The 26,268-nt window shown below is 66.4% G+C and carries 29 protein-coding genes; all 29 read right to left on the bottom strand.

Annotation, left to right across the window (positions count from 1 at the left end; genetic code table 11):
• The 29 genes from G6O54_RS06695 to G6O54_RS06555 all read right to left on the bottom strand — a co-directional run bounded on the left by G6O54_RS06695 (position 1) and on the right by G6O54_RS06555 (position 25,999).
• Positions 1-219 (bottom strand): hypothetical protein, encoded by a 219-nt coding sequence (locus tag G6O54_RS06695; protein ID WP_165221973.1) that lies wholly within the window; start codon positions 217-219, stop codon positions 1-3.
• A gap of 297 nt (positions 220-516) precedes the next feature.
• Complete coding sequence (locus G6O54_RS06690) at positions 517-825, bottom strand: hypothetical protein (RefSeq protein ID WP_165221970.1); 309 nt, start codon at positions 823-825, stop codon at positions 517-519.
• Positions 826-1,347: 522 nt separating this feature from the next.
• Positions 1,348-2,058, bottom strand: a complete 711-nt coding sequence (locus G6O54_RS06685) for a hypothetical protein (protein WP_165221967.1) — start codon at positions 2,056-2,058, stop codon at positions 1,348-1,350.
• A gap of 56 nt (positions 2,059-2,114) precedes the next feature.
• Positions 2,115-2,441: a hypothetical protein gene (locus G6O54_RS06680; RefSeq protein ID WP_165221965.1), complete on the bottom strand. Its 327-nt coding sequence runs from the start codon at positions 2,439-2,441 to the stop codon at positions 2,115-2,117.
• Between the two features lie 39 nt (positions 2,442-2,480).
• On the bottom strand, positions 2,481-4,622 hold the full coding sequence (locus G6O54_RS06675) for a hypothetical protein (RefSeq protein WP_165221963.1): 2,142 nt from the start codon (positions 4,620-4,622) through the stop codon (positions 2,481-2,483).
• Positions 4,623-4,662: 40 nt separating this feature from the next.
• Complete coding sequence (locus G6O54_RS06670; protein WP_165221961.1) at positions 4,663-5,454, bottom strand: hypothetical protein; 792 nt, start codon at positions 5,452-5,454, stop codon at positions 4,663-4,665.
• Between the two features lie 28 nt (positions 5,455-5,482).
• On the bottom strand, positions 5,483-6,178 hold the full coding sequence (locus G6O54_RS06665; protein WP_165221959.1) for a hypothetical protein: 696 nt from the start codon (positions 6,176-6,178) through the stop codon (positions 5,483-5,485).
• Positions 6,178-6,549, bottom strand: coding sequence for a hypothetical protein (locus G6O54_RS06660; RefSeq protein ID WP_165221957.1), 372 nt, complete (start codon positions 6,547-6,549; stop codon positions 6,178-6,180). The genes G6O54_RS06665 and G6O54_RS06660 overlap by 1 nt, the downstream gene beginning before the upstream one ends.
• A gap of 1,283 nt (positions 6,550-7,832) precedes the next feature.
• Positions 7,833-8,246 (bottom strand): hypothetical protein, encoded by a 414-nt coding sequence (locus tag G6O54_RS06655; protein ID WP_165221935.1) that lies wholly within the window; start codon positions 8,244-8,246, stop codon positions 7,833-7,835.
• Complete coding sequence (locus G6O54_RS06650; RefSeq protein ID WP_165221933.1) at positions 8,239-8,538, bottom strand: hypothetical protein; 300 nt, start codon at positions 8,536-8,538, stop codon at positions 8,239-8,241. The genes G6O54_RS06655 and G6O54_RS06650 overlap by 8 nt, the downstream gene beginning before the upstream one ends.
• A gap of 73 nt (positions 8,539-8,611) precedes the next feature.
• Positions 8,612-9,028: a hypothetical protein gene (locus G6O54_RS06645; RefSeq protein ID WP_165221931.1), complete on the bottom strand. Its 417-nt coding sequence runs from the start codon at positions 9,026-9,028 to the stop codon at positions 8,612-8,614.
• 73 nt (positions 9,029-9,101) lie between these two features.
• Positions 9,102-9,359: a hypothetical protein gene (locus G6O54_RS06640; RefSeq protein WP_165221929.1), complete on the bottom strand. Its 258-nt coding sequence runs from the start codon at positions 9,357-9,359 to the stop codon at positions 9,102-9,104.
• Positions 9,360-9,585: 226 nt separating this feature from the next.
• Positions 9,586-13,338 carry a LamG-like jellyroll fold domain-containing protein gene (locus G6O54_RS06635; RefSeq protein WP_165221926.1) on the bottom strand — a complete coding sequence of 1,251 codons (3,753 nt, stop codon included), beginning with the start codon at positions 13,336-13,338 and terminating at the stop codon, positions 9,586-9,588.
• A gap of 197 nt (positions 13,339-13,535) precedes the next feature.
• Positions 13,536-14,219, bottom strand: coding sequence for a fibronectin type III domain-containing protein (locus G6O54_RS06630; protein ID WP_165221923.1), 684 nt, complete (start codon positions 14,217-14,219; stop codon positions 13,536-13,538).
• 296 nt (positions 14,220-14,515) lie between these two features.
• Positions 14,516-15,523 carry a hypothetical protein gene (locus tag G6O54_RS06625; protein WP_165221920.1) on the bottom strand — a complete coding sequence of 336 codons (1,008 nt, stop codon included), beginning with the start codon at positions 15,521-15,523 and terminating at the stop codon, positions 14,516-14,518.
• Positions 15,520-16,332, bottom strand: a complete 813-nt coding sequence (locus G6O54_RS06620; protein ID WP_165221915.1) for a LamG-like jellyroll fold domain-containing protein — start codon at positions 16,330-16,332, stop codon at positions 15,520-15,522. Before G6O54_RS06620 ends, G6O54_RS06625 begins: the two co-directional genes overlap by 4 nt.
• A gap of 13 nt (positions 16,333-16,345) precedes the next feature.
• Complete coding sequence (locus tag G6O54_RS06615; protein WP_165221910.1) at positions 16,346-16,723, bottom strand: hypothetical protein; 378 nt, start codon at positions 16,721-16,723, stop codon at positions 16,346-16,348.
• Positions 16,724-16,815: 92 nt separating this feature from the next.
• On the bottom strand, positions 16,816-17,271 hold the full coding sequence (locus G6O54_RS06610; protein ID WP_165221905.1) for a hypothetical protein: 456 nt from the start codon (positions 17,269-17,271) through the stop codon (positions 16,816-16,818).
• Positions 17,272-17,289: 18 nt separating this feature from the next.
• A complete protein-coding gene (locus G6O54_RS06605; protein ID WP_165221900.1) occupies positions 17,290-17,970 on the bottom strand; it encodes a hypothetical protein in 681 nt (226 codons plus the stop codon).
• A 63-nt stretch (positions 17,971-18,033) separates the two neighbouring features.
• Complete coding sequence (locus tag G6O54_RS06600) at positions 18,034-18,768, bottom strand: hypothetical protein (RefSeq protein WP_165221895.1); 735 nt, start codon at positions 18,766-18,768, stop codon at positions 18,034-18,036.
• A 47-nt stretch (positions 18,769-18,815) separates the two neighbouring features.
• Positions 18,816-19,133 carry a hypothetical protein gene (locus G6O54_RS06595; RefSeq protein ID WP_165221890.1) on the bottom strand — a complete coding sequence of 106 codons (318 nt, stop codon included), beginning with the start codon at positions 19,131-19,133 and terminating at the stop codon, positions 18,816-18,818.
• Positions 19,134-19,250: 117 nt separating this feature from the next.
• A complete protein-coding gene (locus G6O54_RS06590; RefSeq protein WP_165221887.1) occupies positions 19,251-20,387 on the bottom strand; it encodes an SU10 major capsid protein in 1,137 nt (378 codons plus the stop codon).
• Between the two features lie 118 nt (positions 20,388-20,505).
• Positions 20,506-21,189, bottom strand: coding sequence for a hypothetical protein (locus G6O54_RS06585; RefSeq protein ID WP_165221881.1), 684 nt, complete (start codon positions 21,187-21,189; stop codon positions 20,506-20,508).
• 94 nt (positions 21,190-21,283) lie between these two features.
• Positions 21,284-22,951, bottom strand: coding sequence for a hypothetical protein (locus G6O54_RS06580; protein ID WP_165221876.1), 1,668 nt, complete (start codon positions 22,949-22,951; stop codon positions 21,284-21,286).
• A gap of 89 nt (positions 22,952-23,040) precedes the next feature.
• Positions 23,041-24,645: a hypothetical protein gene (locus G6O54_RS06575; RefSeq protein WP_165221871.1), complete on the bottom strand. Its 1,605-nt coding sequence runs from the start codon at positions 24,643-24,645 to the stop codon at positions 23,041-23,043.
• Positions 24,620-25,036 carry a hypothetical protein gene (locus G6O54_RS06570; RefSeq protein WP_165221868.1) on the bottom strand — a complete coding sequence of 139 codons (417 nt, stop codon included), beginning with the start codon at positions 25,034-25,036 and terminating at the stop codon, positions 24,620-24,622. The genes G6O54_RS06575 and G6O54_RS06570 overlap by 26 nt, the downstream gene beginning before the upstream one ends.
• A 35-nt stretch (positions 25,037-25,071) precedes the next feature.
• Positions 25,072-25,317: a hypothetical protein gene (locus G6O54_RS06565; RefSeq protein WP_165221863.1), complete on the bottom strand. Its 246-nt coding sequence runs from the start codon at positions 25,315-25,317 to the stop codon at positions 25,072-25,074.
• On the bottom strand, positions 25,310-25,633 hold the full coding sequence (locus G6O54_RS06560) for a hypothetical protein (RefSeq protein ID WP_165221856.1): 324 nt from the start codon (positions 25,631-25,633) through the stop codon (positions 25,310-25,312). Before G6O54_RS06560 ends, G6O54_RS06565 begins: the two co-directional genes overlap by 8 nt.
• A 141-nt stretch (positions 25,634-25,774) precedes the next feature.
• Entirely contained in the window at positions 25,775-25,999 is a 225-nt protein-coding gene (locus tag G6O54_RS06555; protein WP_165221853.1) for a hypothetical protein, read from the bottom strand.
• Positions 26,000-26,268: the final 269 nt, after the last annotated feature.

The following is a 26,268-nucleotide window of genomic DNA, read 5'->3' as shown; positions in this document are numbered from 1 at the left end:
TCAGCCGGGCCCGACGGGTCCGGACGGCGGCAGGGGCGGGATGAGGATCGGCGGCTCGTCGGTCGGCAGCGGCCCCGGATCCGGCTCGGGCTTCGGCGCCGGATCCTCATCGGCGGGGGTCTTGGGGTCCGTGACGCCCGCGAATAGCCCGCTCATGCTGAGCCTATGCTCGAGCCCTTCAAACGACGCCAGGCCCTCGAAGACAAATCGACGACACATTCCTCTTCGCTCCTTTCTTGGAGTTGGTAGCTGGCCCTCTTTCCGGAGGGCCGACACGGCGAGAGGAACGGGCCGGACTCGGCCCCGCCTCGATCCTCTCCTCTCTGCGGCCCCCGTTTTCTCGCAGGCTTTACTCAATACAATCCCGAATTCGGGATGTTGAGTTTCACCAAAATGGAAAAAAACCGGGGCTATCCCAAATCCGCGAGCGAATCGCTCGCGGCAAGGATCATCGGGCGCGGGCATGACGCCCGATCCGAGCGTCCAACCGGACGCGCTTCCGGCCTCCCGCGCGGATCAGTCGGGGAGTGCGTCGAGATCCGACCGGAGGATCCGGGAGAGGCGTTCACAGGCCGCAATCTGCATCTGGTCGAACGCGAACCCCACTCTCCCCGCAGGGACATCCTCCACCGAACGAAGCTGAAGCAAGGGCACGATCGCCTTGATCCAGAGCCGATTGGGGATATCCGGGTCGGATGGCACGTCGGCGACCGAGATCACGAATTCGTCCTCGGCGGACGGGAATGGCCCCCCATCATGATCGGGGCTCGCATCGTCCGCATTGCCGAGGGATTCCGGGGATTCGTCCGGGCGGGGTGACTTCATCGAGGCGCTCCAAACGAGGGGTCGGAAAACAGGCCGAGGCACGCGGCAGGCGGGGCCTCTGGGTCATCAACGGGGATCGCTAAGGGCCGTCATGCCGCGCAGGCAGTCGAGGCAATCCTGATGATTGACAAGGCCTTCACGTCCCCTGCCCAGCGCGCATCGAGCCAGGCCACCGCAGCCGCAGTCGAGTAGCTCGGCGCGGTTGGGGCAGGCTTCGAGGCGACGCAACTGGGCGAGGACTTCGGCCGGAGTGGGCCGTGAGGGGACATCGATCGGCCCGTGCGTCGCGGGAGCGGATTCGGGCCTAGCGAGGCTCAGGAGGAGATCCCGATACGCCGAGTCGTAGTCGGGATGCTCCGGGCTCGCCAACTCGCACAGGCGCCGGGCGCGTGTCCCCTCACAGGGTACCCCCGGGGCCACGGGGCATCCGTCACAACGAGACTCGTCGAGTAGCCTGGACATCTCGGGGGGAGCTTCGGCAGGTTCGAGGCGAAGGGGCCGGTTCCGGGGCGGCGTCACGGATCAGGCCGTGATCGTGAAGGCGGTATAGCCCCTGTTCGATAGTGCCGTGCAGGCTGCAGCGGTCGCCCTGTAATGCAGATAGAGCGGGCTGCACGACCAGGAATCCAGCACGAGGGCCTGGGGGTTCAAGCCCGGGCTCGCGCACGTCTGCGACGGTTCGCCCAGGCATGAACCGTTGAGGAAGAACTTCACCCCGAACTGAATCAGCGACGCCGAGCAAGCGAGGTAGAAGCGCAATTGCTGGGTGCAGGCCGATGTCCAGTTCGAAGGGGCGTTGAAGACCAGGGGGGTCGAGCCATTCCCGAGCTGGCTATTGGTCCACGAGACGACGAGGTTCTTGCGGGGCAAGGAACATGGCGAGCAGCTCAAGAGCGACGAGGCCCCGGAATTCGCGACCCAGCGCCCGCCTATCGAGAGCGCCATGACGAGGTCGCCGGCCGCTGGGACGCGCGAGCCGATCATCACCACGGGTATCGTGCGCGTCGTGTCCGCGGAGAAGGATGCAATCCCCCCCTCCCGCTCGGGCCCATCGAGCGTCACGGGATGGACGAGGAACACCTTCTTCGTGCTCGAAGGGATCGCCCCCCCGCTGGCCACCTGCCCGACGAATCGGGGGTGCCCGCCAACCGCGACGGTGACCCCGTCGGAAGCGCGGGCGCGGATCGCCTCGTCGCGAAGTCTCGCGAGTCGTTGAAAGGTATGATCTCTCATCAATCTCGAATCGAAGCGAAAGGAAGAGGGGAGAAGGGCGCCGACGCGGGTATCCCTCAGCCATCGTAGCGGAAGGTCCAGCGCCCGCCGCAGGAATGGAGGATGACCTGACTGCCAACGGGGGGTATCTGAGTGCCCAGGTTCAATGCGTAGATCGTCCTCGAGGCGTCGATCGCAAAGGTTGCGATGGCCCCTTCGGATTCCGCCCCGTCCACTTCCATGGGCGAGCACGCGAAGAACGCCTGGACCTTCGTCGGATAGCTGGCGACGAGCTTGGTCTGGCCGAGAATGGCGACCGAGCCGAGCTCGGCGTGGGAGGCCAGGCGATCGGAGGTTGCAAGCCTCTCGGACTGCCGGTCGCGGAGGATTCTGCCGTCGGTCATGGGATCGGCCCTTGATCCAGGGGAGCAAGCCGGGTTCGATCACGCCAGCCCGGTGGCCTCGGGACGACGATCGGCGAGTTCCATGACCGTCGCCTGCCTCTGACCGGTGAAGTCCCAGGTCAGCGAGACGACGACGGGATAGACCGGTGACTCGCCCTGTCCTTCGCCAAGGTTGGTCTGGAATGAAATGTCTCGACCGTTGATCCGACCGATTCGATCGCCGACGCGGAAGGCGGTCAACAAGCTAGGCACGGTCACGCTGCCGGCCAGCGGGGGGAATTCATGAGCGGCCTGAAGCTGGCGAGCATGGGCCAGGGCGAGGTCGGTGTCGTCTCGGACGACGACTGGCGTCTGGCTCGGGTTGTACGCCGACCGCGCGGCAATCGACTCCATCCGGAAGTGGTCGCGCGCGTCGACCCGCCGCCGAAGGGTGAACGTCGTGGGCGAAGCCGGCCGTGGGGCATTCACGGCCGGGAGCATCAGGTCGTCGTCGATGACGGTGGTCAGACGAAGCACGAAGCGAGTGTTCGGGGCCGACGGATTGGACTGGCTGGAGATCCCTCGCAGCGTCCGGCTCGACTCCTGAGGATTCAAGCCGGTGTACTCGCCGATTGGCCAGGCTTCCGGATCCTCCGCCGTCACCAGGATGCCCAGCCGGTCTTCCAGCAGCTCCCAGGCGCCGGCGATCGGCTGCCAGGTCCCCGAGCCGTCCCACAGGCCGGGCGACGCGCCCGTGTAGTCGCGAGAGAACGCAAGCTGGGCGCGGAGCGGACGGCCCGTGGAATCCCTCGACACGAGCGTCATCGAGCCGGGCCGCAGCCTCCGAACATAGGAAGGTCGGTTGCGGTCACGGGGCGGGAAGATCGCCGAGAGGTCGAGCGGAGACGTGACCCATCGGCCCGAAGAGCCATCCCAATGGCCATCGCCGGCCTCGTCCGCGACATACACGCGGTACTTTCGGCGGATGTCGCCGTCGGCCATCGACAGATTGGCGCGGAGGAATCGGACCCGACTGGCCGCCAACTCGTCGCCCGCGGCGGGCGAGAAGCCCGCCGCCAGCACGACGGAGACCTCGACTCTCCGGGGCGGCGTCTCGACCGAAATCGCGTTGACGATCGACCTGGCATCGCGAGACAAATGGAGCGAGGCGACGTTGCAACGGGCCGGGTCAAGTTCGGAGCCACGGACCGGCAGCTCCAGGTCTCGCGCGGCAGGCTGGTCGCCTGCATCTTTCCGGTAGAATTCCAGCTCGGTGCGAGGGGCGCCCTCGTCATCCTGAGTCGTTACGAACCTCATGCCGAAGCCGGCGTAGCCCAACTGCACGGCGAGCGCCTCCGGCCACGCCATGTTCGTCGCGTCGAAGTCTCGGACAATTACATCCTCGGATTCATAATCTCTGGATTGAGTGATGTCGATGAAACCCGCCCCCTGACGCGGCTGGCGAGCCTGGAGCAGCGCATCGATCGGCCCGAAGTCCGGATTCTTGATGAAAGCGCCGTCATTGTGCACGGCGAGGATGTAGCGGGCGAATTTCCCGAGAGTCCAGAACGTTCGAGGGTCGGGATCTCGCCGGAGGTTCGGGTCGAGGAAAACGGGGTATCGCTTTGACGGATCCGAGTTCAAGGCGTCCCGACCGTCCGGAGTGCAGTTCGGTTGGCCGTCGGGATTGAAGCGTGTCGGCAGGTCAACCGAGACCATGTCCCCGCCGTTGGGATCGTCGGCGTGGCGTTCGAGACGACCACCAATAGGTGTATCCCACGCGCGGATCGCGGCGCCGACGGCGAGGAATGACACGTCCTGCGAACTGGGGCTGAGAGCAACGGACGGCACCTGGACGAACCCGTCGAATAGGATCCGGATCCCTCCCCACGGCGTGTTCGCCAGCACGACGATCCTCTCGTCATTCCGCACGACGTACGGCCCTTGGGCGCCCATAGGCCAGAGCAGCTCGAACTGGGAGGGAAGGTCCGACGAGGGATCGGAGTCGTCCAGGGTGTAACGGAACCTGGCCACCGGGGGCTCCGGCCCCTCGCGATGCTGGATCGACTCACAGCGGACGTTCGGCACCAGCGAGAAGCACTGGTCCCCCGACCGTGAGGGGTCGTAGCGGAAGACCCCCACGGTCGCCGCGGGGCTCGCCAGCGGAGCGGCGAACGGATCGAAGTCGAAGCTGCCGACCATTTCGGAGAATCCCGTCGAAGGAGTGGAAATCGCAGCCCCATCAGCCGATCAGTCCCGCCGAACGGAGGTCGTTGATCAGACCATTTACGACCTGAGCGACGTTTTCGGCGAGTCCGCGCAGGTTCTCGTAAGCAGCTCGCAGGTTGTTCAGGTCGCTTGCCTGGGCATAGGGGCTGCCGGATTGGCCGCTCGCGATGCCCGCGAACGCCGTCGTCTCGACGATCGGCGCATAGGCAGCGAGCGTCCGGCCCGCTGCGGTGTAGACCTGGGTGAACGGGCCGGGCCGCACGACCGGTGCCGCGCCCCAGAATCCGAGCTTCTGGCCGCTCGCTGTGCCGATCTGAGTGCCCGTCGTCGCGCCCAGAGTCAGGCCGGCGCCGTCCACCAGCGTCCCTCCGGCCAGGGGCACGAACTGCAACGTATCGGATCCCGCCACGCTGCAGATCAGCCGATCATCGGCCACTCCGAGGACCGTCGATGGCCCTGTCGTCACGGTCGCGAGCCGGATGCACGCGGTCGTCGGATATCCACTCGTCGAGGCCAGCAAGGTGCCGCCGTCGCTCAGGTAGAGCGAAGTCGTCTGGCTCGCGGCGAGTGCGAACGACGCGGCGCCGGCGAACATGGCGGCGGTGCCGTCCTTCTTTCGATACCAACCGCGTGCGACCTGCACATTCAGGCTGACACTGGGAGCCTCCTGCGGCGTCACGCAAAGGCCGGCGAGCGGCGAGAGCGAATCGAGCTGGTCGGCGTTCGCGTTGAGTACGAGGTTCCAGTTGCGATCTGCAACCGCGGGCTTGCCCAGCTTGATGTTGCCGGTGTAGGAAGTGGCCATTTCTCTTCGGTCCTCGGCGGTGTGGAAGTCAGGCGGGGCTATCCAGCCAGTTGAGCGTCACCCTTCGCGTCGTGGGATCATAGGACGCCTTCAGTCGCGTGCCATCCGGGAAGGCCGCCGGCGAACGAGGCGGAGCCTTGATGGTCGCCGAGACGATCACGGGGGCTCCCAGATTCCCGGCCGCATCGAACGAGGCGACCGCGAACGACCATGTTCCCGATCGGAGGGAACGGCTCGTCCATTGATAGCTCGATGCCGAGCGGCCAAATCCGCCCTGACCGAAGCCCCCGAGCCCGAAGCCGTCCGTGATGATGCCGCCGGCGTACGCCGGGATCTCGACCAGGGGGGTCGTGAAATCGATGCCACTCCCGGGTGTAACCTCCCCGAAGACGCGGAATCCGGCGACGTCATCGCTACCCGTGGGGTCGAGATAGGATCCGCCGAGCCAGGAGAGCGACGCCCGGTCCGCCGGCGCCAGCGGCAACATGCCGCTGAAATCCACGGCCTGCTCGCCGGATCCGACGGCACCGATGTCGACGCGGACCCGGCTCGTGGGCATCGTGATGGCTGCCCATCGGCTCGTCCCATACCACGCCAGCATACGCCCGACATACACCTGGAAATAGGTCCCGTCCGGCGCCGTCGAGGACCATTGGAGATGGAGCGCGGAGCCGTCCCAGACCGGCGGCTCGACGTCGATGATCGAGGATTGATCGAAGGGCATCAGCTCAGTCCATGGAAGACGGCCCGGTACGGCAGCGCCCAGCCCCTCACCGTGCGAAGCGGCCCCTGCGCGTCGGAATGGAACTCGCCGCGGAAGATGACGTTGGGCCAGGTTCGACCCCGAGGATCCACCAGGATCCTGGCCTCGCCATCGGCATAGCTCCTGAGGGTCGCCTCGGCCGCGTTGAGTTCGTCCAGCGAGGCCCCGAGCAGGATCCCCCGGATGAGGAAGATGCGACCTCGCTGCCCCCCGAATAGCGACTGCGTCCCGTTTACTCCAAAAAACGTATTGACCTGTTGCGCATTCGGATGCGCCACGTGCTGGAATTGAACCGCGGCGCCGAAAATGTTGTTGCCGTCGTATGTGATCATGGATCAGAAGGCTCCTCGGGCCGTTGGGTGACGAGCTGACCGGCTCAACCATCGACGCGGCCGCGGAATGGCGGCGGAGTGGAGGCATATGCCTGGGGTCGCTGCATCGAGAAGCGTTCGGCTGCCTGTTCGATCCGAGCGGCCACATCCAGCAGGCGGGCCGCCACCCCGGAGATCTCGTCGATCGAGCCGGAGTTCCCGACCGGGCCGGTCGCACCCAGGTCAAGGGATGACGGGACTGGGAACCGGGTGGAAGGGCCTCGCTCTCCCCACGGACTGGCCTCACGAATGCTCGAAGCGGGCTCCGAGGCAGCCGCGGGGCCCAATTCCCTCGGGCCGTCCACGGGGGAGCTAGCTGGCCCGAGCAGATCGGTCGCGGAGACGATGGGCGAGGTGGCGAATCGAGAACTGCGGGCTGAATCGAACTCGTCGAGTTCGTCCGCGTAATGGGCCGGAGTACTCCCCGGCGACGGTCCCCAAGCTTGCTCCGGTGGCATCGCCCGCTCGACGATCGAGGCCGAAGATGACAGATCGAGGGCCGTCGACATCAATCCGGAAGGATCCTCGATGATCCCCGGGACGACCGAGTGGCCGGCGCGGGAGGTCGGCAGCCCGGCACGCTCCGTCCGCCCGGCCGAGACGTCGAGCAGCAAGGCCGAGGGATCAAATTGGCCCTTGATACGGTCCTCCGAAGGGTGAACGTCGGGCGAGCGTGCCAGGAAGGGGTGCAAGACCTCGTTCCCTGGCGGACTCGATCCCGGCCCGGGTAAGAACGGTTGTTGGGACGAGGTCATCATCGCCCCCCGTGCCATCCTCAGTGCGTCCCGCTGAGACGCCATTTCGGCGGGTCTGGGTGGCTGGTCAACGATCGACTCGGACGGCGAGGAACGAGGCAAACCACGATCGGCCATCGCCATCGAATCGGCGGCGGCTTCCGGCCGAGTCTCTTCGAACTCAACCGCCGGGAAGATCACGAATGGATCGAGGGTGCCGGTAGGCAGCGCGCCGAGCAACGAGGCAAGGCCGCGGTGCTCGATGGCCGCGGCTCGGTCCGGCTGATCATCCGAGATTTCTCTCTGGTCCTCGGTCACGGTGATGGCTCCTCATCCCGCGGAATCACAGGAAGTCGGATCAGAACAGGGCTTCTCGGGCCGCCTCATCGCGGCGAACGGAGAGGCTCTCAACCCAACGTGTCGGGGACACGGCGCGTCCCAGAGCAACCAGCATATGGGCCACGCCGATGGCGTCCTCCCAGGGGAGATCCCGGGTGATCCCGTTTGCGATCAGGGTGTAGCGGAGCCATCGGCAGAAGGTTTTGGGGGGCGGCCCAGCAGGATCTGGTTGATCTGGGCCCAGCGACCCTCGCAGGACGGATCCGCGAGATCGACGGCCAGGAGCCGCCGCAGGTCTCGATCGTCGAGCTCGTAGTTTCGTCCGAGCAGAAGGCCGGCCATCTGGAACTGGAGGGCCAGCCGGGATGAGGTGTCGTCGGTGCCGCACTCGACGAGGCGGTCGACGAGTTCTTCGTAGTCGGCGCCGTAGCCCATGCCGCCGCCGACCGCAAGCCGTCCGTCCGCGCCGCGGACTGGATAGAGACGCAGCCAGGGGCGAGGGAAGGTCCACTCCTGGCCGTCGCCGAGCACGACGCGAGGACCTTCGGTGAAAGTCGCCTTCCGGACAGTTCGCTCATCACGCATCGGGAGCCCTCTCGACGAGGAAGCCGTGCTCCGAGCCGTCGGGCTGGACCACCCAGCCATATCTCGGCGTCCCTTCCCTTGGGTGGCCGATCGGGAACTGAAGCGTGTCGCCGGGGTCGGGCGTCACGAAGAGACGCCCGCCCGGCTGGCGACGGATATAGGCCCGCCCTCCCCTGGCCCGGTCCACATTCAGCACGGGTTCGGCGAATCTCAGGATCGAGTCGATCCGATCGAGCTGTGTCTCGCCCACCTTCCAGGATTCGGGAATGAGGAGGGCATCCGGAGCGTTCATGTCGCCCTTTCACTCTACGCAGGAGGAGTCAGTCATGCGGCTCGCCACGCCGGGAGCCGCCCAGGACCGGCAATCAGGCCCGGGTGAAGCTCAGCGGGTTCGTCACGCCGTCGCTCGAGAATCCCAGCAAGGACATGGTGGCAGAGCCGAACTCGCCATGACTGCCCGTCGTGTCGACGTTCTCGACGACCGCATTCGCCATGACATAGAGAACGTCACCTCCGGTAGCCCCCTTCGCGTCCTTGTGCGTCGCGCTGAAGGAGGCGACGGTCCCCGGCGCCAGCCCCATCAGGGTGGCCGTGTCCGAGCTGGTTACCTTGGCGCCGGGCTTGTTGAGCAAGCTGACGATGACCGTGGGATAGTGGTCCCCGTCGGCGGAGTACGAGCTCAGCGAACCCCCTTGAGTGAAGCTCACCTGGGTAACTCTGGTGATGGTGGTCGTGCCATGTGAAACCGCGGTCCAATTGGCCTGCAGCTTGGTAGCCGCCATGGAAGAACCTCCTCTGTGATTCGGTTGAAGGCGTGATCAGCGAACGGAGCGAGATTGGAAGAGCGAGTCACCGTCATTCGATCGTGTTGAATCCCGTCAGGCCATCGACCAGATACTGGTATTCCAGGACGGCCTTGATGCGCCGCTCAGGGGCGTCAGTCGGTTGCCAGGCCCACGACCGGACACGGGTCTTCGAAGCGATCGCCGCGCCGCCGAGGTTGCTTCGCCAGAGGGAGTTCGCCGCGACGTTCAGGAGGAGTTCGGCGATGTCGTCGCGGATCTCGGGATCCTCGTGCCTCGCCATGAGGGTCAGGGAGATCTGGCACGTCATGATCGGTTCGCCATCCAAGTCGTCCCAGGGCTCGGCCTGGCGAGACTCGACGGGCTCGATGCACACGGCCCGGATATCGCTTGCGCGTTCTCCTCGTCCCTCCGGAAGCCCCGACAGATAGATCCCGTCGAAAGCTCCTGTCTGCTCGAGCAGTTCGCCGATCAGCCGTCGGACATCGCGTTCGCGAAAGAGCGTCACGGTGGTGCCTCGCTTCGTTACGGGTCGATCACCTGAATCTCGGCCGGGGAACGAATCTCTTCGCCGTGCGACTCGAGGACTTGGGCGGGACGACCACATTCCCCGACCGAGCATCGGCCATCCACTCGTTGATCGCCTGCCCGACCACCGACACGTTTCGCATGTCCTGGATCACGCCGGCCGTCACGGAATTCGGGAGACCACGCTGAGCGAGATACAAGCGGTTGTCGGTCTTTCCGTCTGAGCCGTCGCCCTTGCCCGGCAACTGCGAGGAGGTCGTGTAGGTCCCCCACGCCTTGCCGTACGGCCATGGCATGGCGTAAGCGTAGCGATTCCATCCCTGGAAGCCGGCCTGCTGGAGGATGGCGATGAAGTCCTTGAAGCAGATCCTCCAGTTCGGGTGATATTCGAGGTCGCGGGCCTTCAGGAAGAAGTCCGAGACGACCGCCTTCCCGGACGCGTGACTCTGGTTCGAGGTCCCGTACAGCCCGCGCGTGACGGTCAGGACGTTCCCGTTGATCCCCGTGATCCGGACCCACTCGTCCGTCGCGGCCATCCGGCCGAACGGCTGCGCGCAGATCATGAGGTCATCCCCGATGCCGAGCTTCGCGGCCTGGCCGCTCCCGAGGGTGATGGTCGCGTCCGACGCGCCCACTGCCGCCCCGAGCGTGAATCCGTAGTTGTTGCCGACGCTGATCACGCCCGGTGTAGGCCACGGGTCCTGGTCGCCGCCCTCGTAGCCGTACAGGAACGCCGACTTGCCGTACTTCGCGTTGTACGCGGCGACGGACGCGGCAAAGGAGAGGCTCACCTGCCGGATCGCCGCGAACGAGCCGTTCGCGCCGTACCACATGCCGTTGATCAGGATGTCGATCCCTTCGGGGATCGTGGCACCGCGGTAAAGCGCGACGGTCGACGATGTCGTGAATCCCAGCGCGCCCGTGTAGGGTGCCACGGCCACCACGTCGATGTCGTATCCCTTGCTGCCGATGTAGTCCATTTCGGACGTGATGGCGCCGCCCGTGTTGACGAACTGGTGATTGTAGATTACGTGAACCTCGCCACCGCGGTTCCGCCCGCCTTCGTTGAAGATCGCCTTGAACCGCTGGCCGACCTGCTGGGTCCGGTCGATGTTCCACGCCCTCAGATCGCCCCCTGGCCCATTGAGCATGTAGGAGAGGTGGTAACTGAACGCCCACTGGAAATACCAGGGTGGGAATGTGTTCCACGGCTCGCACCCATACTCCAGGTAGACCTTGCGGCCCGCAGGCATGGTGTCGCGGACTCGGCGAGCGATGGCATCCACGAAGTCGTCGTTCGCGCAGATCGGGAGGCCGACGTGTGCATCCGCCCCGAACGTCGACGCGATCCTGGTGATAACCTCGATGGGGTAGGAACTACTCGGGCAGACCTTCTTGAGCTGGCACAGCGACGAATTCAGGCTCGTGGTCGTCGAGGCCGTATAGGGTCCTGATGAGGCGATCGCGTCCTGCAGGGTGAGGAACGTGTTCGGGCCGGTGAGGAAGGGGGTGATGTATCCGTCCGAGAAGCCAATCGACCCGCCGTCGGTCATGGCCTGCGAGCCCCAACTCGACGTGGTGGTGCAGTGATAAAGCGGTCCCGTCATCAGCACGCCGGGGGTTGCCAATACCACCTCGATGACGCGGGAATTCGGCCTGAACGTCGTCGAGCTGATCGGGAATCGGAAAGAGACCGTCACCGAGCCGAGCGTTCCCACGCCCGATGTGTGGGTTGCCGGCGTCGTGCTCCGCGAACCTCGTCGAACAAGGATGCTGGTCCCATTGACGCTGAGGACGCCCATCTCCTCGGAATCGATCGTGAGCCGTTGCCCAGCGATGATCGGCGCCGTCGACGCATCCGTGACGATGATCGTCGAGACGCGCCTGCCCTGGGAGTCGATCGAGCCGAGGTCCGTGATCGAGGCCCCGAGCGTCGCCTGGTAGGTCTGGCCGAAGTGCGAGCTGTAGACGTACGGCGAGACGGCCGGATCCCACGGCCGGATCGCAGAGCAGCCGACCGCCGTGATCAGCGGGACCCCGGTGGCCAGGTCGGTCGGGGTTCTCGCGTCCTCCGGCTCGTATTCGCCGCCGCCGAGCCCTGAGGCGCCCCACGTCGTGTCGATGCACCGCACCGACCCGATGCCGTTGGGGAATCGGGCCAACATCATGGGGTCGAGCGCGAGCGGGTCCGATTTGTCCAGGTCGCATTTCACGCCAGGCGTATACGAGAAGCTGCCCGGCGGATAGAAGACAAAATTCGATATCTTCGGGGCCTTCGTCGAGCACGAGAGGTTCACGTATAGTTGGACAGCAGTCAACAGAGTGTTATGCGTAATCTGATATAACCTGACCTTGCCGACACCATTGACACCTGGGTTCCTGCAGCCCGCTAGTTCAGTGATTGTGAGATCGCTGCCGGCCGACTTCCCGAGAGTGAAGTCGGTCGGGTAGCCATTCGCCGCGTCCAGATCGTCCCATCCTATTGCATACACGCCGTCTGGATGCGGAACCATCTCGTTTACATTCGTGCATGACCCGAACGTCTCGTAGAATATTCGGCCTTGATCTGTGGTGGACGGCATTGTGCCGTTGCCGTTTCGGTCGAAGACCGTTCCTCCGAGCCATAGACCGAGTTTCGCGGCCCAGTTCTTGAGCACGACGCCGGGATTCGACTCATTCGGCGACCAGCCCATATTCATCCCGGGCTTGAGCGTCTTGACCAGCGCATCGGTCCCGAACGCCGAACGACCGACGCGGTTCTCGACGGGGGCGTTCGTGGCCCCGAACGTGATCCCGGTGCTCGTGTTCGCCCAGCCCATGGGGGCCGAGAAGGTCACGGCGTCCGCGGGATCCACAGACACTCCCCCGGGAATACGGAATAGCCAATCGGAGCAGGTGCCCGCGAGGTCGAGTTGCTGGAGTTGGCCAACGACTGTTCCATTCACGGCGATCGTCGGGGCCGTGATGAGCAACGACGGGGTCGCCGGGACGCCGTTCACCGCCGCCGAGAACATGGCCCTCACGAGCGTCCCGCCCGTGAGCACGGTGAGCGCGGCATTGGCGGCCGGCGTAAGGACCAGTGGGGCCGTGTAGACGCCCGCCCCGGTGCCGGAGGTGAGGGTGAGGTCGTAGGATGTCGATCCGCCGAACGCGTTCTTGATGGCCGGGTCCCCCGGCGCCACCGCGGACCCCACCGCGCCGTCGAATCTCCAGCGGACACGCGTCGTGGCGGACGAACCGATGCTGGCCGGATCGCCGCCGTCCCGGATCGCCACGATTTCGGTCGGCGACAGGGCATAGCCGTTCCAAGTCACGGCATCCGAGAGCTCGACTCCGGCGCCAGCCGGGGCGCCGGCGAGCCGCATGTCCGTGCTCGTGATGGTGCTCGTCAGCTCCGCGAACGTGAGGAGCTTGACCTGGATGCCGTTGACGTAGAGCGCCTGCGAGCCCGATTGCCACACCCCGGCGATGTGGTAGACGACGCCCGCCGATATCTGGACCGTCGTGCCGCAACTATGAATCGCGCCCCGCATCACGGGGGTCAAAGCGATCGTCTGGCCGGAGACCGCCCCGAACGTGAGGTTCCATTTGGTATTCGTGTACAAGCCGCCGATCGGCGCGGCGTTGACCAGCGCGGCCAAGTTGCTCCCTGGCGTGATCATCAGGAACACGCTAAACGACGCCGACGCCTGGGAGACCCACAGGTCGTTGCCGGCCGTGCAGAGCAGGTAGTTGTTCGTGCTGGAGAGCTTGATCGACATGGGTATCCTCGGTCAGGCTGCGCGTCGCGGCCTTGCTGGTCGGGGGATTGGATGGAGGTCGTCTGCAACCACGACGAATTGCCGTGCAGGGGCCAGGGACCGAATCGAGCTCGATATGCCGGCGAGCCCGGCAGGGCGCTTCGAGCTCGGAGCAGACGTCGTAGTTTGTATCACGTGGTGATTTCTTGACCTTTTAACTACTCCGAACCGAGAATCCTCACGCAAATTGCATCCACCTCCTCCGGAGGGCTTTCGTCCACCGAGGACGTGAGTACGACCGTGTTCTGCTCCTCCCCGCATGCGCCGTAGGCACGGACACCGACCTGATAGGCACGGCCACTCGTCAACCTGTCGAGATCGATGGAATAGCCCCCGAGCTTCCCACCACCCCACGAGAGAATCGCCCTCGGAGTCGTGTAGTCGGGCGGTCCATCAATGCCGACGTAGACACGATAACCCAAGGGCCGGCGAAGGGGGCGGACGTCCCCCGAGTCCGCCCACTCGACACGGAGCTTGCCCCCGGCTAGAGCAAAAGCTCGCATCCCTCGAGGAGGAGATGGTAAGTCCGTGAGATCTCTGGCGGAATCGTCGAGGATCAGCTCCACGACGGCGTCGACATTTTTCTCCTCGAGGCCGGAGAAGATGCCCCTGGAGCGGACCGCCAGCTTGTACGAACCCGGGGCATCGAGTGGCCGGCTCGTCCAGGTCGTCTTCGATGTCGTCGCCAGGACGAGCGAATAGTCCACCGAGCCACCACCCCCATCATTCATGTATATTGCATACATCGTTTCCTTGTCAAATGCCTCTCCTCCGAGCGAGGAGCCACCAGAGACCGCCGGCTCGAAGCTCGTCCATACGGTTCGCTCTCCGCCTAGACGCATGCCTCCCGAGGCGACGGTTGTCGCCGATCGCCACGAGCCGGCCTGCCCCCCCTGCCCCACGCCGACGACGCAGGGCGCCTTGCTGGACGTGGCGGGAGCCGTTCGACCCCCATGAACAAGTCCTCCCGATGGCGAGAACGAGGCATTGACAGTGCCGATCGGGCCACCGAGTCCCTGCGATACGACCCGAGAGCTCCCCCACCCCTGAAGCACGGGGCCCGTATTCAGGATGACTGGCCCCCATCCCTGCGTCACGAGATGATCGCCACCCAGGCCCTGATTCAAGATCGATGGCATCAGAACCTCTGCGTCGGCGCCGTGGCGCTGTCGAGGGTGAAGGTCCGGACGATCGTGGTCCCATCCCCCGCGTAGAGCGTGAGGGCGGTGCCGACGAGCGTCCACTTGCCGAAGCCCTGCGCCCGAGCGGCGTTGAGCGAATCGCCGACGGTCTGGGGGGTATTGGACGTAGGCACGGCCTGGGTGAGCAGAATCGGGAGACCGTTCTTCACCGCGTACCCCGGACTGTTGCTGACGGAGAAGTCGCCCGACGCCGTGTCCGTCCAGATGGCCGTCGCGACGGCTGCGGCGGTTGGGGGCGTCGTGTAGCCCGAGTCGAGGAGCCAGTCGCCCTTGCCGTTGAGTGCCGAGGAGGCGATGCCGGCGGCCGTGATCCAGTTGGGCGGCATCGACGGCAGTGTGACAGCCGCGGTGACGCTCGCCACCGAGCCGGCGACGGCCCCGACGGTCGTGATATTGGTCGTGCTGGCAAGCGTCGCGGCCGGGACCGTCACGCCACCCGAGCACGTGACGGCCTGCGTCTTGATGGTCTGGATGTCGGCCGGGAGGTTCCCGGTCACGTCCGTGCTGACGAGGGTCGCCGGGGCCTTGCCGGACGACGGATTGATCTGCCCGGCGCCGGTCCCGACCGTCAGCATCCCGCCGGCTGCCGCGGGGTTCGCCGTCGGCAGCGAGGACAGGCCGAGGTTCGTCGCCGCCTGGGGATCGAAGGCGACGACGGGATAGAGCACGTCGCACGGGTCCGCGCCGGCGGCCGTCGCGTGGAGGATGAGCGGGCCGAGCGTGCTGCTGTCGGTCGCGTTGCCGGCCACCTTGTACCAGCCCGGCATGTTCGTGGCGTCGACCTCGGAGACCGCCCCCGACGGAGGCGCGCCCGCGGCGCCGGCCTTCGAGATCTTCACGGTCGGCGTGGCGCCCGTGACCGGCGTGGTGTGATCGGTCGACGAGATGAGCAGGAACAGCAGGGGCTGGGCCGTGCTCGATTGCTTGATCGGGTAGCTGATCATGTCGCGCTCCTTGAGCCGAATCGGGGCGAGATCGTGCGCCGCCAGGTCGAGGCGGACGCGGGGGCGTAGTAATAGGCGGACATGAGATCCTCGCGCCACGGCGCCGGCGGCTCGAACAGGTCCCACGGGTTGGCCGCGAGCGCGACGAGCTCGGTCCGGGACAGCGCCCGCCCGAACATCGCGGCGAAGGCGAGCGTCCCCCGCCCGATCGACCCGAGTCCGTTCGGGTTCACGAAGAGCCCGACTGGCACGGCCCCGGATCCAACGAACGCCGCTCCGGGCGTCCCCGTCGCCGTCGCCACCGGTACGCCGTTCAGATAGGCGGTGGCCACCGCCGTTGCAGAGTCGTAGGTGGCCGCGAGATCGGCCCATGTGTTCTGGACGAGGACGGCCCCGGTGACAGCCGCCACGTTTCCGGCGGTGGTGAACGCGAGCGCGCGAAGCGTGCCTGTCCCGACCCCGTCGAGGATCCCGATCCGATTGGTCCCGTCGTCGAGGCGGATGACTGTGCTGAGGTTCGTGGCCGATGTTATGAACACCCTCGCAGCGAAGGTGAACCCCGACGACGGCCGGTATCGGGTTGACGCGGGCAGCAGTCCGTACTGAGTGCCCGTGAAGCCCAGCCCGTGGCCCTGGTCCGTGGACGCCCAGGCCGGCGCCCCGGCGAGGGTACAGGCGTCCGACCAGGCCGCGTTGGCCAGCGTGATGCCCTGGCCCGCATTCACGGCGATCGCCAGCAGGCAGCCCCGGCCGATCGGGTGGGCCGGGTCGACGCGGGTGCCGAACGAGGGCTTCGAAGTCCATCGCATCGAACGCCCCCTCTCAGCTCATCTTCGAGCTGGTGATCTGCACGGTGATCGCGTTGGTTGCGTCCAGGTTGGTCGCCTTGAGGCTGTACACGCCGGTCGGCAGCCGGAGCGTCTTCTGGTAGGTGCCCGAGGCAACGACCGGGCTGAGCGTGTATGACTGCGAAGCGACCGTGTCGAAAGCTGGTGTGGAATCCCCGAGAGGAAAGACGTCAAGCCGGCACCCATTGGTCCCGGAGACGGTTGCCCCGGCAGTAACCCTGATGGCGACATCGCCGCCAAACGCGCCTCCCGTGCTGAAATCGACCGTCGAGGCCACGTTAGCGCCAGCCCCGAGCAACCCGCTCGCGACGACATTCCCCGCGATTCCAGCAGTCACACTCGGTCCAGCCACGTCGGCCCATCCTTTCCGAAAATTGCGCGTGAGTATAAGTCATTGGGTATTGCCTCCGGGTCACGCGTCGACCAGGGGGGCAGCGATCCGATTCATGCATTCTCGAAGACGGGCGTGATCGAAAGGCTGTCTCCGCTGACCAGTGTGCGGGGGGCTGCAAATGCCTCGGCGCAGATCAGCTTGCCGCTGGTCGCGCCGATGATGAAGTACCCGTAGATCGTGTCCCCCGTCGCACCGCAGGTCCATGTCTGGGAGGTCGAGCCGTACTGGCTATGGCCGACCTGCGCGCGAGCAGTCCACGCAGGAGACCCGCCGGGCGCCTGGACGACGGGCGTGTTCCAGGCGCCAGCTCCGATGCTCCTGGTCAGGGTCTTGCGAGCATAGTTCGTGAACGTCGCCTCCTGGGCGGTGTAGGCAGCGGCCGTGTCCGTCTCGGAAGGCGTGATGTTGGCGTGGAACAGGCCCAGGAGCCAGTTCTCCAGGGTGCCGCCACCGAGCAAGTCGGTAAGCAACTGGACATCACCCTCATGAGGAACCAAGAATGCCATGAATCGATGACTCCGTGGTCAGCGTACGATCCGGGTGGAGAGCCAGCTCGTGGAGTTCTCGGCCGTGCCGCCGGCCCCCCAGCGGAGCTGCAGCCTTGCCAGGATCTCTCCCAGCTCTTGCTTGACGTCTGACAGCTTCAGGGCGAAGTCGCCCTGGCTGCCGCGAACCTCGGCCGCATAGCGGCGAGCGAGCACGGTGAGCACGCAGGCCTGCCGGAGTTCCCGCAGGTCATGGAGGTCACTCGGAGCCCTGCCCGTCAGCAGCGGATCGATGGAGAGGCGGCGGTTCAAGTCGAAGCTGGCCTCTTCCGTCTGGGGGTCCAGCGTCGTCATCAGGAATTCGACGGCATTGAGGTCCCCCCCCGGCGAAGGCGGCTGGCCTGCGCCGGGGGCAAGGCCCAACCGTCGCAGCGTCACGGTGTTACCGGCCACGGCGTCCACCGCGAGCAGCTCCCCGCTCCCCTTGAACACGGTGCTGGGCTTGCGCAAGAGGACGACATGGCCGGGGACGACGCCTGCCCTTGAGAAGTTGACCGATGCCGAGCTGAGCACCCATGGAGAGCTCGCCAGCAGGACTCCGTCGTTGCCCCAGGCGAGCTTCTGCCAGTCTGGGCAGAGCACGCTAAAATCGCCGCTGGCGTGGACGGCGATATTCTCGTCGGTAGCATAGACGACCGCGAGGCGATCGGCAGCGGACATGGGATCTCCCGGAGAAGCTGGAGTTGAGCGGAGGGCGGCGGGGACGGATCCCGCACGCAGCGATCACGGCCAGGAGCGGACGGTGACGGGATGCCCCACCGGCAGATACTTGTAGGCAAGCGTCCCAGGGTTGAGCAGCACCAGCGACGCGGCCTCCTTTGCGGCCTGGGCCCACAGTGCGAAGATCGCGGCCCATTGCTGTGCAGCCAGCCGTCCTTCCTTCCGCAGGATGGCGCTCCCTCGCAAGAGCGTGGAGAGGAACGCCGAGTAGCTCTTGATGACCTGGTCCCCGGAGCTGCCCCGATAGCTGCGGATCTTGTCCGCGACAGAGGCGGCGCCCGTCGTGTTGGCGGTCGGGACCGACGCCGAGGGATCAGACCCGGCGGCCAGGGACATCGCGAATGTGGTGGCCGTGATGCCCGTTGCATACAGCGAGAGGGGACCGGTCGGGTTGCCCGCGGCGGAAACGTAGAGCCAGATCTCGTCAGCTCCGACCGGCACGGCGGGCAGCGTCACGGTGGCAATCTGGCCGGCCGTGATCGTGAAGGTGGCCGACTGGCCCCCTACGAGAGTCTCTCCGAACGCGTCGCGGAAACTGTAGGCCACCTGATACGTACCCGCGGCGAGCGTACCGCCCGTGCCACCGACGCTCACCGTGGCCGAGACGGTCGGGTTGGCGACCGCGCCGTTGGCGGCGATCAGATTGTCGATGAGCAGGGAATACCCCCCCGCCTGGAACTGGGCAAACGTCGTGCCCGATGGCTGTATCACCGGGGCGACATACGTGTCATTCGGCATGATGAGACCTCGTTATGGATTCGCGGGGTGATCCGGTCGAGTGGTCCTCAGCGCTTCCTGGGCCGCTTATCGGCACCCGCCGCCTCCGAGCCGGCCGCTCCCGGGAGCGGGATGCCGAGCTCGGAGGCGGCTTCCTCAATGGCCACGTCGATCCCCTCGAGCGCGGCCGCAAGAGAGTCTCGGATGGCCAGGACATGCTCCAGCAACTGTCGCTGGCTGCGGCCATCCAGGCGGGGGATCTGCCCCAGCGCATCCTGGACCTGCTTGCAGTGCCAGAGCTCGCCGGCGCGGCCGAGATGGTGCAGGCTACGGCCGTGGGCCACTCGCTCGATGAATGGCCAGAGGCCGGGAAAGACGTACGGCATGTCGATAATCTCTGCAGTTGCATCGACGACTTAGGGAAAAGGATGCACGATCGGTCGCGATCGGCGCCCGGGGGCGGGCCCGCATCCGTGCGGGCCCGGCGACCGATGACGGGTGCCTCAGGAGGCCGCGAAAGCGGTGACGCCGCTGACGCAGGCGTGGTGAGCCTCGTTGTCCACCTCGATGGCGCCCTCCATGATGATGTCGCCCTCGAAGGCATCACCGCGGCTGCCGCGGGGCTTGTCGATCATGGCTCGCTTGAGGCGGATGCGAATTTCCGAGTCGGACAGGCAGATCGCCGTCCCGGGCCGCAGCAGCGGGGCCGGGATGATCGAGACACCGGAGAGGAAGGGCGCCTCGAAGAGGTCGATCGGCGTGCCGAAGACATTCGACCCGGCATTCAGCCGCATCGCCGCGTGGCCCCAGACCGCCATGCCGGAAAGGAAGTCCGTGCTCACCAGCAGCACCGTGGGATTGCCGCCGCCGTTGAAACAGGCCTGGAGCGTGTCGCGGACCAGGTCGCTCGGCTTGTAGGCCGCGGCGTTGGTCGGCGAGCTGACGTTGTTGGTCTGGAGGAGGCTGAAGATGCCCTTCATCAGCGGACGGCTGGTGGACGCGGAAAGGGGGACCCCCTTGCCGTAGTAGCAGGCGCTCTCGAAGTCGTCCATCGTGTGCTGGATCGCGAGCATCCGGTCGCGGTCCAGCGGGGTCGCGAAGCCCGAGGCGTAGTTGACGTCGGACAGCAAGGAGCCGCCAACCTGATAGGCATGCTGCACCGTCTGGCAATACTGAGTGACGGCCTGAGGGATGCGGCTGACGCTGGTCACGTTCAGCTCGGCCCCGGTCCGGCTGTTGCTGACCAGGTAGACGGGCAGCGCGTCGGCATGGCTCGCGGCGGTCGTGCCGGCGTAGCCGCGGGTGATGGTCAGGGCATTGCCACTGATGCCCGTCACCAGGATGTACTCGTTCTCGATCTGGATCACGTCGCCCGTGTCGAAGATCGAGCCGTCCGCCACCGTGGCGGTCGTCGCCGCGGCTGTCACGGCGGCCCCGTTGTTCAGCGGGTTCGAGCGGGGCCTGTAGTTGTCGTTCGTCACCAGGAACTGGGGCGAGCCGGTGGGCAGCTTCGGGAGGCGCGACACCAGGGGCGTCCGGTTCACGAACCAGTTGATCGCGACGCCGAATACGTCGTTCGGGATCACGCCGGCGTTGAACGCGGAGAAGGGAGTCAGCGGTCCACCTTCATAAAGAGGCATACAAGGCTCCTTGAATGTGAGAGAACCTCGGGCCGGCGGTCAGCCCGGTGCGAACTCGGGAGGGTCGAGGAGGTCGGCGGGAGGCTCGCAGCGACCGGACGCGACACGCGTCATCGGTTCAACTGCGGGAGCGGAGGCCGAACGACTGATACTGGTTCTGCCGGTTCCGCCAGTCGGCGACGATCGCGTCAAGCGTGCCGGGCTGCGAGGATTGCGGGTTCGCAGGTGGGCGGGTCCCGTCTGTGCCCGACCCGCCGCGAGAAGACGGCGCGAAGAAGATCGCGAACTGGGGAGAATCGAGCCGTTCGCGGAGCACCTCGATAGCAGGCCGGCCGCTCACCTTCTCCCGTACCACCAGCGCCCCGGAGGCGTCACGAGTCGAGTCGAACTCCTCCTGGAGAAGACGCCGGACCATGATCGCCGTGGCGGCCCGCTGCTCGGCGGTCTCGCCGATGAACGACCGGCCCTCGAAGGACTCGGCGATCACCGCGGCCTTCCGCTCGGCGTGGACCTGCTGCTCGAGTTGCGTGTAGCGGGCCGTAGCTTCGGCATGCTTCTGCTCCCAGCTCTTTCGCTGCTGGGCCAGGGCCTCTTCAATCTGCCCCTTCTCGGCGAGCGCCCTCAGCCGCTCCGCTTCCTTGGCGTCGATCGCCACCTGTTGCGCCTTCCGGACCTCGTCGAGCTGCTGCTCGAACGCCCGGAGCCTCTGGTATTCCTCGACGCTCAGATGGATCGTCGGAGGGGCGGCCGAAGGGCCGACGGCCGGGCTCGAATTCGATTGGCTGTACGATGGTTCGCTCACGGTTCAGCTCCGTTGCGGTGCGATGGACCGAGGCGACCGCGTCGGCCGTCTCGGAAGTGTGCAAGGGCCAGGCGAGGAGCACGCCGCGACGAGGCTACGGCGCGGATTTCGAGCAATCCGGACGAGATCCGGGCGAAAGCTCGTCCGGGGAGCCGGCCCTCGCGGGCCCGCTCGCCGAGCGGGAGTCAAGGTAGGCGTCGATCTCGGCGTCGAAGCCCGCGTAGTCCCCATCCTCGAGACCGGGGAGCATGAGGCGGACGAGCTTCCGCATGAGCTGGGACTCGGTGGCCGGCGCGTGGCCGGCGGCCGCCACGATGCCCTGGAACTGCGAGATGGCCCGGGCCAATTCCTCGGCGGTGAATAGGTCGAACTGCGTCGGATAATTCACCCGCAGGGCCGCCGCGTCGCCGCGCGGCTTGCCGTCATCGAGGACGAGGAGCACCAGCTCGGCGATCTGCCGCTCGGCCCGGCCGAGCATGGCGGCGATCTTGCCCAGCAGGTCGTTACCGGCCGCCTGGTCAAGTCGCTTGGAGATCCCGCTCTGGCCGACCGTGGAGCCCGAGGTCCCCGCGCCGCCGGCGGGCTTCAGCAGCAATGCCGCGCGATCCGCGGCGTCGCGAAGGTCCGCCTTGTTGAGGCGGATCGAGTCGGCCCCTTCCTTGGGGAAGGGGACGACATCGAACCCCTCATAGGTCGCGCCCGAGCCGCCGGTGTTCTTCTTCTTGGGGAGGAGCCAGTTGGGCCCGATGGGAATCGTGCCGTCGGCCTGGACGTAATCTTCCGGCCCCTGCAAGAGCGGGTGGGCCTGCGTCGTGTCCGACAGGATCAACTCGCTATCGCGATTATAAAATTCTCTCTGGATTTCGGCGATGGATTCATAGCGAGGCAGGCCGATGTTCCGGCTCCTCGGCCGGCGACGGTCGAAGAGGCGGATGACGGGGACGCGGCCGAAGGGATGCTCCACGGGCCCCCTCACCAGGGCCCCGGCCGAATCATAGGCCGCCCAGATGCGAGCATCCCAGTACCGCCACCGGACCTCGCCGTCGTCCGCGACCTCTCGGACGAGACACTCGCTGTAGCCGCCGAGTCGGTCGAGCGACCACCAGGTGAGGTTCTCCGGCAGGATGTACGATGCGACGCAGGAATCGAGCCCGAGGCGGACCTCGTCCGCCCTGCTCCGCACCTCCTCGCCGGCGGGGATCGCCGGATGGTCGATGATGATGTCGAGCTGGCCGAGGACCATGAGCAACGGCGCGATGGTGCCGACCATCCAGTCGTCGATGGTGGCTCCGCGGCCGTCCACGTCCCGCCACCAGGCCACCAGCCGCTCCGGGCCCTCGCGATGGACCTCGCGACTGTAGATCCTCGCGAGGTGCGCCTCGACGGCCTCGGCCACGAACGTGGGGACGGGGGTCCTCGCCCTGCGGAGCTCATAGTCGTCGTCCGTGGCCTGGGCGGCGGGGTCGCTCCCCGGCGGCCGACCGCCCTGCGAGGAGGTCCCGGCGTCGAACGCGGAGGGATACTCCCGCTTGTGGCGAATCAGGTTGCGGACGGGCATCCCCTGAGGATCGAACCCGTAGACGGCCATCCGGTAGGCCTCTCCCCCCTCCCACGAGTCGAGGAGCCATCGCCACCGGAGTTGGTGCATGAGCCACTCGGGATGGGGGCGATCGACGACCCGGCCGTCGGGGAGCTTGAGGCGGGGGATGCCCGCCGGTCCGTTCAGGTAGGCCAGGACTGCCGAGTTGGGTGCGAGTGCCATGATGTCGTTACGTCCGGCTGAGTGTCTTTCGAACGATGGCCACGACGAACAATGGGTAGAGCGACGAGAGGCAAGGCAAGAAGCTGCGTTCAGAAGACGCGGCCGACCCGGGCACGGGCGAGCCCCCTTGCCTGCCCGCGGTCCTCCGGCAAGCTCAGCTTGAGTCCGCCACGGAGGGCATCGATCAGGTCCTCATGGGGATGCTGGGGATCGGCCGGATAGTCCATCCATTGCCCCCCACGCCGGGCGCGGGCGTAGCTGCGGAGCGCGACGTCGAGCCGCCGACACCTTGGATGGAGGATCAGCCGAGCGCCCCCGTCGGCCGATCGGACGAGATTCTCGATGAGCCCGAGCCCCTCATTCACGCAGCCCGGATACTTGGGCCAGGACTGGATCCCCCCCTCACCAACCAGACCGCATCGCTGGTACTCGGCGATGACCGTGGGGCCCACCGGGTTGCGGGCCCCCCCCGCGGAGTCGGTCGAGACGGTCCGGCGGGCACCTCCGCAGAGCTCGTCCGCCATGGCCCGGATCTCCAGGGCGCAGGCCTCGGCGGTCCGGCCCTCCGCCAGGTAATCACCAAATACATGAACATAATCTCTATTCGATCCTCGCTCGCCTCGCCGCGAGGCGGGCGCGACCTGGAAGAAGACGGCGCCGGTGAACACGCCGCTGTCGATCGCGATATGGACCGGCAGCGCCGGATCGTACTCGGCGGACTCGCTCACGTTGGAGGCCGGGTCGTACTGGGTGAACCAGACGCCATCGGCCTTGGGTCCCAGGCACAGGTAATCGCTGGCGAAGACTCTCGCGGAGAGGCCCTTGACCTTCTGGATCAGGGCGTCGATTGCATAATGACCGCGACTCCGCTTGGCCTTGGGCCGCCATCCCGGTCTCCCATCGTGGTCCTGATGGCACCAGGCCACCAGGGGGCATTCCGGGCACTTCTCCAGGTTCACGCCGCTCCGCTCCGGGGGACAACGCTCGAGGACTTCGAAGACACACCATGTGAACACGGGGAACTCGCCGCCTCGGCCGCGATCGATGAGGGCGGCCATGGGCCCGTCCAAGCGGTGCCAGGTGGACGTCATCAGCACGCTGGCGCGGACGCCGCGGATCTCCATCGCCATGCCCAGGGCCGACTCGCGAATGTCCGGGACGATCTCGTCCACCTCGTCCAGCTTCAGGCTCGCGACGTGGGGACCACGGACGCTCGTCGGGCTGGCCGCCAGGATCGAGACCCGGGAACCGTTGACGTAGTCGGCCTCCGTCTTGAGCAACTTCCGGATCACCTCCCGATCGCTGCCGGAATCCCCCTGGCCGTGCAGGACCACCTCGGCGATGGCCCGGTAGATCTGCTCGGACTGGGCCTTCGACCCTCCCAGGATCCTCGTCTCATGCCGCGGGTGGAACCGACTGGACAGATGCGTGTCGATCGCCGAGAGGAACGACTTGCCGCTGCCGCGGGGACCGTGCCAGAGGGCCAGCGAGGGACGCTCCAGCACCTGATGGGCGAAGATGTCCAGCGGGGCATGGTGACCGGAGCAGACCGATCGGGAGGGGATGCGAACACCCAGGAAGCGGTAGACCCATCCGGCCAGCTCCTTGATCGTCTCCGGGCGACGGTTGCGGACGGCATCGAGCCACGGTACTCCGTTTATCTTCCCGCTAGTCCTCGTCGTGGGTGCCGGCATCTTCGTCGCCTTCCTGGGCCTCGTCGTCAGTGCCGTCGAGGGCGAGTTCCAGATATCTCCGAGCCATGTCCTCGGTCAGCGGCCCGGGCTCCTCCTCGGAGGGCTCGAAGGCCGGGCCGGGTTTACCTTCGAGGCGAGTCCAGATTTCCTGGATGGTCTTCAGGTCGCCACGGCCGGCCAGATTCAGGACCTGTCGGATCACTTTCTGGCGGCCCGACACCGTCGGATCGTCGGGGCTGGGAAGGTCGAGGGAGTCGTGGAGCAACTTGGTCAGCCCGACGGTCCCGCGTCCCGTGGGCAGGGGCTCCGGGGCGACGGGAGGCTCGCCATCCCGATCAGGCAGGGGCGACGAGATGTCCTCAGGGTTGCGACTGTGGGCTCGAACGGGCACGATCGGGCTCCCAACTCGTGTGTCTCGGCAGGCCATCACGGAGCCGCCGGCTTCCGGGACTGGGCGGCGACCTGAGGCGGCACGGCCCGGAGCGCCCTCAGGGTCGCGTCCCGAATGGCCGCCTCTCGGCGGAACCCCTCGCGGACCTCGCGGACGACCTCGCGGTACTTCATCTCCGACCTGGCCAGCGAGAAGATCGTCCAGACCAGGACCGTGGCGAGCACGAATACCGCCGCGATCTGCGTCTTGCGGCCGCTCCACCACCTGCAGAAATCAAGCATTGGCGATCTCCGTCTGGGAGTTACTGCCCTCATCCGCGCGGAATTCCGGGACCGCGGGTAGCGTGGGCACGGCGTCGTGGGCAGCCTTGGCCCAGTGGTACAGATCATTGAGGGCGACATGGGATCGGCCGGTCCGCAGCTTGAGGCGGAGCACACAGACTTCGTGGTCTCGCTGCTTCTGACGGTCGGTCCAGTAGTCCTTCGAGAAGGCCGAGATGGCCGCGATGAGCCCGGCTCCTCCGAGCAGGAACGAGCCCGTGTTCACGGACGGATCGGTCGAGGTAGCTTCGGCGATCACGGCGACGCCGGTCGCCATGAGGCCACCCACAAGGGTGGCAGACCTGACGGTGATTTCGGGTAGAGAACTCATGCCCGCGGTTCCTTGATCCTGGGGGCGCGGTCTTGCGTCGAAGCGGCGTCGGCAGGTCCCCGATCTGCCGACGCCGCCCCGGCCCCTTCAGGACGCCGAGGGCGTTTGAGCCTCGGCCTTGGAGACAGCGTGACGCATGCTGACGACGGTGGTGCCGCTGAAGACGACCAGGAGCGCCTGGAAGATCTGGGCGGCGCCCTCGCTGTAGTTCTTCGAGAGGATCATCCCCAGCCCGGAGACGACGGCCAGGATGACCGAGGAGTAGGTCTTGTAACCATTGACCAGACTGAGTAGAACCGCGACGCTTTTCATCGTGATCGGACCTCGGTGGTGATGGATTGGATGGTTCAGAGGGGGATAACGGTCCAGAGGCTCTCGCAGAGGAGCAGGAACAGCCCCATGGCCGACAGGAGGGCCAGCCAGGCCCATTCGTCGACGGTGAGATCTCGCGGGCCACGTCGTGGCCGCCGCGGGGCGGCATGGCGGATACTGTCGGGCGCCCCCGCATCGCGTGAGGCACGCCGCGCGGGCCATCCTCGGCCTTCGTCGGCCGGTCCCGCGCGGCGGCCCTCGCGAGGGGA

The sequence above is a fragment of the Aquisphaera insulae genome (genome assembly GCF_011064615.1).
In the GTDB taxonomy this organism is placed as follows: Bacteria; Planctomycetota; Planctomycetia; order Isosphaerales; family Isosphaeraceae; genus Aquisphaera; species Aquisphaera insulae.
The sequence above is the reverse complement of the archived record's forward strand: the minus strand, read 5'-3'. Positions and strand labels throughout refer to the sequence as shown.

What these genes read in the sequence shown, in the direction of transcription:
- G6O54_RS06695 (WP_165221973.1), bottom strand. Translation starts at nt 219, where the DNA reads ATGTGTCGTCGATTTGTCTTCGAGGGCCTGGCGTCGTTTGAAGGGCTC.
- G6O54_RS06690 (WP_165221970.1), bottom strand. Translation starts at nt 825, where the DNA reads ATGAAGTCACCCCGCCCGGACGAATCCCCGGAATCCCTCGGCAATGCG.
- G6O54_RS06685 (WP_165221967.1), bottom strand. Translation starts at nt 2,058, where the DNA reads ATGAGAGATCATACCTTTCAACGACTCGCGAGACTTCGCGACGAGGCG.
- G6O54_RS06680 (WP_165221965.1), bottom strand. Translation starts at nt 2,441, where the DNA reads ATGACCGACGGCAGAATCCTCCGCGACCGGCAGTCCGAGAGGCTTGCA.
- G6O54_RS06675 (WP_165221963.1), bottom strand. Translation starts at nt 4,622, where the DNA reads ATGGTCGGCAGCTTCGACTTCGATCCGTTCGCCGCTCCGCTGGCGAGC.
- G6O54_RS06670 (WP_165221961.1), bottom strand. Translation starts at nt 5,454, where the DNA reads ATGGCCACTTCCTACACCGGCAACATCAAGCTGGGCAAGCCCGCGGTT.
- G6O54_RS06665 (WP_165221959.1), bottom strand. Translation starts at nt 6,178, where the DNA reads ATGCCCTTCGATCAATCCTCGATCATCGACGTCGAGCCGCCGGTCTGG.
- G6O54_RS06660 (WP_165221957.1), bottom strand. Translation starts at nt 6,549, where the DNA reads ATGATCACATACGACGGCAACAACATTTTCGGCGCCGCGGTTCAATTC.
- G6O54_RS06655 (WP_165221935.1), bottom strand. Translation starts at nt 8,246, where the DNA reads ATGCGTGATGAGCGAACTGTCCGGAAGGCGACTTTCACCGAAGGTCCT.
- G6O54_RS06650 (WP_165221933.1), bottom strand. Translation starts at nt 8,538, where the DNA reads ATGAACGCTCCGGATGCCCTCCTCATTCCCGAATCCTGGAAGGTGGGC.
- G6O54_RS06645 (WP_165221931.1), bottom strand. Translation starts at nt 9,028, where the DNA reads ATGGCGGCTACCAAGCTGCAGGCCAATTGGACCGCGGTTTCACATGGC.
- G6O54_RS06640 (WP_165221929.1), bottom strand. Translation starts at nt 9,359, where the DNA reads ATGACGTGCCAGATCTCCCTGACCCTCATGGCGAGGCACGAGGATCCC.
- G6O54_RS06635 (WP_165221926.1), bottom strand. Translation starts at nt 13,338, where the DNA reads ATGTCGATCAAGCTCTCCAGCACGAACAACTACCTGCTCTGCACGGCC.
- G6O54_RS06630 (WP_165221923.1), bottom strand. Translation starts at nt 14,219, where the DNA reads ATGCGTCTAGGCGGAGAGCGAACCGTATGGACGAGCTTCGAGCCGGCG.
- G6O54_RS06625 (WP_165221920.1), bottom strand. Translation starts at nt 15,523, where the DNA reads ATGATCAGCTACCCGATCAAGCAATCGAGCACGGCCCAGCCCCTGCTG.
- G6O54_RS06620 (WP_165221915.1), bottom strand. Translation starts at nt 16,332, where the DNA reads ATGCGATGGACTTCGAAGCCCTCGTTCGGCACCCGCGTCGACCCGGCC.
- G6O54_RS06610 (WP_165221905.1), bottom strand. Translation starts at nt 17,271, where the DNA reads ATGGCATTCTTGGTTCCTCATGAGGGTGATGTCCAGTTGCTTACCGAC.
- G6O54_RS06605 (WP_165221900.1), bottom strand. Translation starts at nt 17,970, where the DNA reads ATGTCCGCTGCCGATCGCCTCGCGGTCGTCTATGCTACCGACGAGAAT.
- G6O54_RS06600 (WP_165221895.1), bottom strand. Translation starts at nt 18,768, where the DNA reads ATGCCGAATGACACGTATGTCGCCCCGGTGATACAGCCATCGGGCACG.
- G6O54_RS06595 (WP_165221890.1), bottom strand. Translation starts at nt 19,133, where the DNA reads ATGCCGTACGTCTTTCCCGGCCTCTGGCCATTCATCGAGCGAGTGGCC.
- G6O54_RS06590 (WP_165221887.1), bottom strand. Translation starts at nt 20,387, where the DNA reads ATGCCTCTTTATGAAGGTGGACCGCTGACTCCCTTCTCCGCGTTCAAC.
- G6O54_RS06580 (WP_165221876.1), bottom strand. Translation starts at nt 22,951, where the DNA reads ATGGCACTCGCACCCAACTCGGCAGTCCTGGCCTACCTGAACGGACCG.
- G6O54_RS06575 (WP_165221871.1), bottom strand. Translation starts at nt 24,645, where the DNA reads ATGCCGGCACCCACGACGAGGACTAGCGGGAAGATAAACGGAGTACCG.
- G6O54_RS06565 (WP_165221863.1), bottom strand. Translation starts at nt 25,317, where the DNA reads ATGCTTGATTTCTGCAGGTGGTGGAGCGGCCGCAAGACGCAGATCGCG.
- G6O54_RS06560 (WP_165221856.1), bottom strand. Translation starts at nt 25,633, where the DNA reads ATGGCGACCGGCGTCGCCGTGATCGCCGAAGCTACCTCGACCGATCCG.
- G6O54_RS06555 (WP_165221853.1), bottom strand. Translation starts at nt 25,999, where the DNA reads ATGAAAAGCGTCGCGGTTCTACTCAGTCTGGTCAATGGTTACAAGACC.